2 protein-coding genes, 2 rRNA genes and 1 other annotated feature (1 of these 5 only partly in view) are annotated in these 9000 nt (G+C 45.5%); of the genes, 2 read left to right on the top strand and 2 right to left on the bottom strand.

The features are described 5' to 3' along the window. Window positions 1-327, top strand: a sequence feature (23S ribosomal RNA rRNA prediction is too short) (it extends 40 nt beyond the left edge of the window). A 467-nt stretch (window positions 328-794) separates the two neighbouring features. Together PPIS_RS11835 and rrf are read left to right on the top strand one after the other, a co-directional pair. Continuing rightward, a 23S ribosomal RNA gene (locus tag PPIS_RS11835) occupies window positions 795-3678 on the top strand. Between the two features lie 115 nt (window positions 3679-3793). Further along, window positions 3794-3907 (top strand): 5S ribosomal RNA (gene rrf, locus PPIS_RS11830). Between the two features lie 374 nt (window positions 3908-4281). Here the strand turns inward: rrf and purU are convergent. Together purU and PPIS_RS11820 are read right to left on the bottom strand one after the other, a co-directional pair. Then, window positions 4282-5112 (bottom strand): formyltetrahydrofolate deformylase, encoded by an 831-nt coding sequence (purU, locus tag PPIS_RS11825; protein WP_010378732.1) that lies wholly within the window; start codon window positions 5110-5112, stop codon window positions 4282-4284. A gap of 117 nt (window positions 5113-5229) precedes the next feature. Continuing rightward, complete coding sequence (locus PPIS_RS11820; protein ID WP_010378734.1) at window positions 5230-8655, bottom strand: PAS domain-containing hybrid sensor histidine kinase/response regulator; 3426 nt, start codon at window positions 8653-8655, stop codon at window positions 5230-5232. Window positions 8656-9000: the final 345 nt, after the last annotated feature.

Here is a 9000-nt window from a genome sequence, read left to right as displayed (position 1 = left end):
TGTAGGATAGGTGGGAGGCTTTGAAGCAGAGACGCTAGTTTCTGTGGAGCCGACCTTGAAATACCACCCTTGTAGTGTTGATGTTCTAACTTAGGCCCCTGAATCGGGGTTGAGGACAGTGCCTGGTGGGTAGTTTGACTGGGGCGGTCTCCTCCCAAAGAGTAACGGAGGAGCACGAAGGTTTGCTAAGTACGGTCGGACATCGTACGGTTAGTGTAATGGTAGAAGCAAGCTTAACTGCGAGACAGACACGTCGAGCAGGTACGAAAGTAGGTCATAGTGATCCGGTGGTTCTGAATGGAAGGGCCATCGCTCAACGGATAAGGTCAGCAGTTCGATCCTGCTTAGCTCCACCACTTTACTACTCCTTCTTATAGATAAACACTCTTGCTCAGGTTCAAGTAACTGAGAGTTTTTAACTCTGAGAAGTTATTCTCTTGCTCTTTAAAAATTTGGAAAAGCTGAAAAATTAAATTCTGATAGATAACGTAAAGTTATTTATCGAGTTTTCGAAAGAAAATGCCGATTAATCGTTTTAATGATTAATTAGCGTCTACTTTAGTATTCAATATTAACTTCTGGCGAAGTTAAATCAGTCTTTGATTGACAACGCAATGTGTCATAGAAAAATAAAGCAGTAGCTGACCTTTTTCTATTACGACGTGGATTTCGAGTTTAGACAATGCCGCAGAGAAATTTATCGACGGGAGCATAACGTGTTATGTGACCAAGTAAATTTATCTGATAAAGCAGTATAAACTTGAAAGACCGAGTAAGAGCACTTTGGGTTGTATGGTTAAGTGACTAAGCGTACACGGTGGATGCCTTGGCAGTTGGAGGCGATGAAGGACGTACTAACTTGCGATAAGCCTAGTCAAGCCAGTAAGAGGCGCTTGAGACTAGGATTTCCGAATGGGGAAACCCACCTGCTTGCAGGTATCGTTAACTGAATACATAGGTTAACGAGGCGAACGCGGAGAACTGAAACATCTAAGTACCCGTAGGAAAAGAAATCAACCGAGATTCCGAAAGTAGCGGCGAGCGAAATCGGACCAGCCCTTAAGCTTTAGTGTAGTTAGTGGAACATGCTGGAAAGCATGACGAAACAGGGTGATAGTCCCGTACACAAAAACTTATCTAAAGTGAAATCGAGTAGGTCGGAGCACGTGAAACTTTGACTGAATATGGGGGGACCATCCTCCAAGGCTAAATACTCCCAACTGACCGATAGTGAACCAGTACCGTGAGGGAAAGGCGAAAAGAACCCCTGTGAGGGGAGTGAAATAGAACCTGAAACCGTGTACGTACAAGCAGTAGGAGCCTACTTGTTGGGTGACTGCGTACCTTTTGTATAATGGGTCAGCGACTTATATTCTGTAGCGAGGTTAACCATTTAGGGGAGCCGTAGCGAAAGCGAGTCTTAACTGGGCGCTTAAGTTGCAGGGTATAGACCCGAAACCCGGTGATCTAGCCATGGGCAGGTTGAAGGTTGAGTAACATCAACTGGAGGACCGAACCCACTAACGTTGAAAAGTTAGGGGATGACCTGTGGCTAGGAGTGAAAGGCTAATCAAACCGGGAGATAGCTGGTTCTCCCCGAAATCTATTTAGGTAGAGCCTCGGACGAATACTTACGGGGGTAGAGCACTGTTAAGGCTAGGGGGTCATCCCGACTTACCAACCCTTTGCAAACTCCGAATACCGTAAAGTAATATCCGGGAGACACACGGCGGGTGCTAACGTCCGTCGTGGAGAGGGAAACAACCCAGACCGTCAGCTAAGGTCCCAAAGTGTATGTTAAGTGGGAAACGATGTGGGAAGGCTAAAACAGCTAGGAGGTTGGCTTAGAAGCAGCCACCCTTTAAAGAAAGCGTAATAGCTCACTAGTCGAGTCGGCCTGCGCGGAAGATGTAACGGGGCTAAACATACCACCGAAGCTACGGCTGCGAACTTAGTTCGCGGGGTAGGGGAGCGTTCTGTAAGTGGCTGAAGGTGTGCCGGGAGGCATGCTGGACATATCAGAAGTGCGAATGCTGACATGAGTAACGACAAGAGGAGTGAAAAACTCCTCCGCCGGAAGACCAAGGGTTCCTATCCCATGTTAATCAGGGTAGGGTGAGTCGACCCCTAAGGCGAGGCTGAAGAGCGTAGTCGATGGGAAACGGGTTAATATTCCCGTACTCGGTATGAATGCGATGGGGGGACGGAGCAGGCTAGGCAAGCATGGCGTTGGTTGTCCATGTGAAAGGCTGTAGGCTGGTGACTTAGGAAAATCCGGGTTGCCAAGGCTGAGAGTCGAGACGAGCCACTAAGGTGGTGAAGTTGTTGATGCCCTACTTCCAGGAAAAGCCTCTAAGCTTCAGTTCATACTGAATCGTACCCTAAACCGACACAGGTGGTCAGGTAGAGAATACTAAGGCGCTTGAGAGAACTCGGGTGAAGGAACTAGGCAAAATTGTACCGTAACTTCGGGAGAAGGTACGCTCTTGTTTGTGAAGGACTTGCTCTGTAAGCAAACGAGAGCCGCAGTGACCAGGTGGCTGGGACTGTTTATTAAAAACACAGCACTGTGCAAAATCGTAAGATGACGTATACGGTGTGACACCTGCCCGGTGCCGGAAGGTTAATTGATGGGGTTAGCTTAGGCGAAGCTCTTGATCGAAGCCCCGGTAAACGGCGGCCGTAACTATAACGGTCCTAAGGTAGCGAAATTCCTTGTCGGGTAAGTTCCGACCTGCACGAATGGTGTAACCATGGCCACGCTGTCTCCACCCGAGACTCAGTGAAATTGAAATCGCAGTGAAGATGCTGTGTACCCGCGGCTAGACGGAAAGACCCCGTGAACCTTTACTACAGCTTGGCACTGAACATTGACCCTACATGTGTAGGATAGGTGGGAGGCTTTGAAGCAGAGACGCTAGTTTCTGTGGAGCCGACCTTGAAATACCACCCTTGTAGTGTTGATGTTCTAACTTAGGCCCCTGAATCGGGGTTGAGGACAGTGCCTGGTGGGTAGTTTGACTGGGGCGGTCTCCTCCCAAAGAGTAACGGAGGAGCACGAAGGTTTGCTAAGTACGGTCGGACATCGTACGGTTAGTGTAATGGTAGAAGCAAGCTTAACTGCGAGACAGACACGTCGAGCAGGTACGAAAGTAGGTCATAGTGATCCGGTGGTTCTGAATGGAAGGGCCATCGCTCAACGGATAAAAGGTACTCCGGGGATAACAGGCTGATACCGCCCAAGAGTTCATATCGACGGCGGTGTTTGGCACCTCGATGTCGGCTCATCACATCCTGGGGCTGAAGTCGGTCCCAAGGGTATGGCTGTTCGCCATTTAAAGTGGTACGCGAGCTGGGTTTAGAACGTCGTGAGACAGTTCGGTCCCTATCTGCCGTGGGCGTTTGAGAATTGAGAGGGGCTGCTCCTAGTACGAGAGGACCGGAGTGGACGAACCGCTGGTGTTCGGGTTGTGATGCCAATTGCATTGCCCGGTAGCTACGTTCGGAACTGATAACCGCTGAAAGCATCTAAGCGGGAAGCAGGCCTCGAGATGAGTTCTCACTTTGACTTAGAGTCAACTGAAGGGCCGTTGAAGACTACAACGTTGATAGGCGAGATGTGGAAGTGCTGTGAGGCATTAAGCTAACTCGTACTAATTACCCGTGAGGCTTAACCATACAACGCCAAAGTGGTTTAAGTGACAGAAGTTAATAGACTAAAGTAGACAAAAGAATTTAATAGCTTTTTCCGGATTTACATTGATGAGGGAGACTTCATTGATGAACAGAATTTCCTGGTGACTATAGCGTTTTGGACCCACCTGACCCCATGCCGAACTCAGAAGTGAAACAAAACAGCGTCGATGATAGTGTGGATTACCCATGTGAAAGTAGAACATCGCCAGGGCCAAATAAGAGAAACCCGTTGCAGCAATGCGACGGGTTTTTTGCTGTTTGGGGTATAGGAAACCTCGCAAGCCAATTAAAACCTCTCGAGGTAAACTCGCTCCTACCACAGTATCAGCAAAGGGCAGTATGGTAGGGGGTGGTTTACCCGCCGATGGTTTGCAATGAAAATTTCGACCTAAAAATAGTATGGAACACCCATGTATAACAAAACCCGTTGCAGCAATGCGACGGGTTTTATATTGTTTGGGATATAGAAACCTCACGAGGTGAAATCGCTCCCACCATCAGATACACAGTACTGTGGGAGTCTCTCTTCTTCACGCATCCATGCTGTTCATTTCCTAAGTTGCTAAACTGCGGTTCTGAACTTGATTATGAAAAGACGACAGTTTTATTGCCGTTAATGAAAAGCTTATGCTCGCAGGCTAATTGTAACGCGTTACAAAATACTGTTTTTTCAATGTCTCTACCGATTTTTGCCATCTCTTCAGCATTTTGAGCATGGCTAACTTGTGTGACATTTTGGGCAATAATAGGTCCTTCATCTAATTCATCATTAACAAAGTGAGCGGTAGCGCCAATAATTTTCACGCCACGTTCAAATGCCTGATGGTAAGGTTTTGCACCGATAAAGGCAGGCAAGAATGAGTGGTGAATATTGATAATTTTTCCGTCAAAGCGTGAGACAAATTCCGGTGTTAAGATCCGCATATACTTTGCCAAGCCAACAATATCAGGATCATATTGTTCGATTAAATCGGCCATTGCACTGTCGTGTTCAGCTCTACTCAGCCCTTCATGTGATACTAGATGAAAAGGAATACCAAAGCCTTTAACAAGGGGCTCCAACGTATCATAGTTTGCGATAACTGCTTGTACTTCAATATTGAATGCTTGTTCGTATTGTTTAAGCAACACACCGCCTAAGCAGTGCGCTTCTTTCGTCGCAAGTAGCACTACTTTTGTTCGTTCTTGCCCGTATAGGTTTAACTTGGCGCCAGTTGGTAATGACTGACGAAGTTGTGCCAGAAAGTTATCACTGGGTGTGCCTGTGAGCTCTGTACGCATAAAGAAGCGCTGTCCTTCTTTATCTACAAACTCATTATTGCGCGTGATGTTTAGGTCGTGCTCATGACAAAGGCTAGTGATCTTCGCGATCAGTCCTATGTCATCTTTACACTCTGTTGTTAGTATGTAACTCATTTCCTCATTCCAATTCGTCTAAGCGAACTTTCAGAATACTGCGAATTGGCAGTGAGATAAATGCTTACCGACAAAAAACTTTGCGATTGCTATCGTATTCAACAGCTGTCTGTGTGCTCATCGCCTATGGTTGAGCAGAGCTTTGAGTTTTGCCGGTTTTACTGGCTTAGACAGGTAATGGATCTGCTCACTCTTAGCGGCGACTTTTACTTCTTCATCCCTCACGGCGGTGATTAAAATAGCTGGAACCGTATCTTGCCACACGGTGCGCAGCGATTTGATCAAAGAGATCCCATCACAGTTATCGTTAAGTTGGTAATCCATTAAAATAACATCAGGTGCGGGATTGTGTTTTGCGTAAGCAAGCGCGTCTTCTACTTTGTAAAACAGCTGATAGTGGCAATGCCATTTATCTAGCAAGCTCGCCATGGCTTCTAGATTTTTCGGGTCATCATCAACCGCGATGACATTAAGTTGAGTTTTACTTTGCGGTTTCTGGCTAATATCTTCTTTTACCTGGAGTAAATCCACATTGCCATAGGGTATGTCTATGGCAAAGCGGCTACCTTGATTGACAACTGAATTCACTGAAATTGTGATGGATAAAAGATCGCATAGACGTTTTACAACACCAAGCCCAAGCCCAATACCTTTATTATCACCCGCTTGAATACGATAAAAATCGTTAAATATCTTATTTTGCTCATGGTTTGAAATACCAGGACCGGTATCCCATACTTCAAGCCTCAAACTATGTTTACGGCGTCGACAGGCGATGAGCACTTTGCCACTGTCGGTATATTTAACGGCATTGGAAACCAGATTTTGAATGATCCGGCGTAGGTAAGTGGTGTCGCTGTGCACAATACTGTGGGAGCTTCTCACCTTAAGTTCGAGACCTTTCTCTTTTGAAATGATGGCATACTCATTTGCCAGTGGTAGTAAGATATCGTCAATGTTGAAGTGCCTAGGGGTGGGCTTCATTGCACCTTGCTCTAGTTTTGCAATATCTAAAAGCGCACTCATCAGATGTACGGTAGAGTCTAGGCTATCGGTGAGTTTTTCAAAGTTACCCTGATCTTTACTTATTAAATTGTGGGTATCAATCGCTGCTAAGTATAGGCGTGCGGCATTGAGTGGCTGCAAAATATCATGACTGGCAAGTGCTAAGAAGCGGGTTTTACTCTCATTCGCTTGTTCTGCTTCTTTTTTAGCGGCCATTAACGCCTGCTCTGTTTCGTGACGATTGGCTATTTCCGCTTTAAGATCCATATTAATGGTGCGGATCTCTTGGGTTCTGGCTTCAATACGGTTCTCTAGATCCATATTGATTTCTTCCAGTGCGTTTTGCGTCGCAATATGCGTGGTGATATCTGAAAAACTCGTCACAAACCCGCCTTCAGGCAGCGGGTTTCCCGTCATCTCAAATACTTGGCCATTACGACGGTGGCGAATAAAGTGGTGAGGGGTGCCATTTTTTAGATGTTGAACTCGTTTATCGACGTGTTTATCAATTTCTCCAGGACCGCACTCACCGCGCTCGGCGTTAAAGCGGATCACTTCCTCTATCGGTTGTCCTACTTCTAAGAAGCCGTCTGGGTAGGCGAACATCTCGTGATAACGCCTGTTCCATGCAACCAGTTTTAGATCTTTATCAACAACCGAAATCCCATGGCTTAGATTTTCTAATGAGGTATAAAGTAGGTTTTGGTTGAACTGTAGTGCTTGTGTGGTTTCATCAAAAAAGTTAACCACCTCTTCAAATGCCATTTGGCGACCCGATGACACGGTACGGATCAGAGCTTGGGCAGATGAAGCACCGAGCACCCCCGTGAGTGCGCGCTCGCAGAATGAGATAAATTCAGGGGCTGGGTATGCGTCATTATCTTCTAAAATATTATTTTGAGCATAATGTCCAAGCAGTTGCTGACTGCGCTGAACCCCCAAGAAGGTTTGTAGCAGCACTTTAAAGTCATACACGGTAGCGCGAACTTGTTTATTCAAGCGTTTAGAGAGAGCAGCCTGATCTTTAGGGTTTACGAATGCTGCGGCCTGAATACGGTCGATTAGGCGCTCCTGTGCACCGATAGAAAAGCTAATATAGCAACTAATGTTGGCGAGCAGTGCGAGTAAAGTTCCTCGGGTGATAAGGGTCTGGCGCATTTCATAATCAAGTAATCCACCGGCTTCCAGGATTGGAAACATAAGAAATAGCATCCAGCAGATAAAACCTGCGATGAGCCCCGCATACACGCCATACGCATGACCTTTACGCCAATAAAGTCCACCGACAATCGCAGGCAATAGCTGAGTCACTAATGAGAAGGCGACTAAGCCCATATTCGCGAGTGCTTCACCATGACCAAACCATTGCTGGTACATATATGAAAGTAATAAGATTGCGGCAATAACAAAGCGTCGGACTAAGAGTATTTGACTTTTAAAACTGCTGTTTAGAATGTTCTTCTTAAATTTACGCTTGAACAACAAAGGCAATACCACATCGTTTGATAACATGGTGCTAAGTGTGAGAGTCGCAACGACTATCATGGCCGTTGCCGCTGATAAACCGCCGATAAATACAAATGTAGCGAGGATCGGATGCTCCATCATGATAGGTAAAGCGAGTACGAAACTGTCCGGTGCAGCTCCATAGCCAATGTCGGGGTGGATAGCGGCGGTAGCGATTGGAATGATCATGGCAGCTATCAATAACAGGTAAAGCGTAAATGCCCAGCGTGCGGTTTTTAAGTGTGAAGTATTGTGGTTATCTACTACTACTACATGAAATTGTCGGGGCAAACAGACGATGGCAGCCGCTGCCATAAGCGTTTGTCCAACGAAGTTGAAGTTAAAAAAGTCAAAAGATTGCCAATGTTCGCTCAATGCATCAAATGAGTCTGGAACTTGAGCTAAAGATTGCCATGCAAGCACGGCAACAATACCGAGTGCGAGTAGCTTAACGATAGATTCAAAAGCAACAGCTAACATCAACCCTGAGCGATACTCAGTCACATCTACCTTTCTAGTGCCAAAGAAAATCGCAAATAATGCCATGATCAAGGTACCAGCTAATGCGAGCGCAGTGCCAGACACTTGCTCATCCTGCTGTAATAACAAAAAGCTACTACTCAAGGCTTTGAGCTGGAGCGCAATATATGGAATGGTTGCCAATAGGGCTATCATAGTTACCATGACGGCCGTAGTTTGGCGTTTACCGTATCGTGCTGAAATGAAGTCGGCAATGGTGGTGATATTCTGTTTTTTACTAACCAATATGAGTTTGCGTAAAAAACCCTGACCGAACAAAAACAGTAAAATGGGCCCCAAGAGAATAGGGAAGTAATGCCAGCTACTGGTGGCCGCAGTACCTACCGAGCCGTAATAAGTCCAAGAAGTACAATAAATCCCTAAGGAAAAGGCATAAACAAACGGATGATGACTAATTTTAAGTGCGCGGGGGGTGGTTTTATCTCCCCAGTTGGCGAGCCAAAAAAGTACACCAATATAAGCAGCGGCAACAAGGAGTAAAATGGCAGTCATAATGTTTGTTATAGTTTTTGGTATTAATATCGTCATACTTTAGCAAACAAATGGCACCCATAGTCTAGTTTACTCTATAATTTTATTTGAGATTTATATCTTATTTAAAATCAAAGTGTTAGGGTTTTGTTTGGTGAGTAAAGACGTTCATTCACCATTCAAGTTAGACTAATGTCTTACTGTCGTATCCACTCATTGAAAATACATCTTCATCCAACCTGTTTTGACTTATCTTTTTGTTTATAAAGACTTTTTAATTCTAATGAATATCACGTATCTGCAGTTTACGTAAACGTTAATTTGCCGTTACGACTAAGGTCTCAATTTCAACTTACCAAGCCGTTG

Origin of the sequence: Pseudoalteromonas piscicida (assembly GCF_000238315.3) — a bacterium.
Taxonomy (GTDB): Bacteria; Pseudomonadota; Gammaproteobacteria; order Enterobacterales; family Alteromonadaceae; genus Pseudoalteromonas; species Pseudoalteromonas piscicida.
Note: the sequence above shows the minus strand (reverse complement) of the source record. Positions and strands in the feature narration are given on the sequence as shown.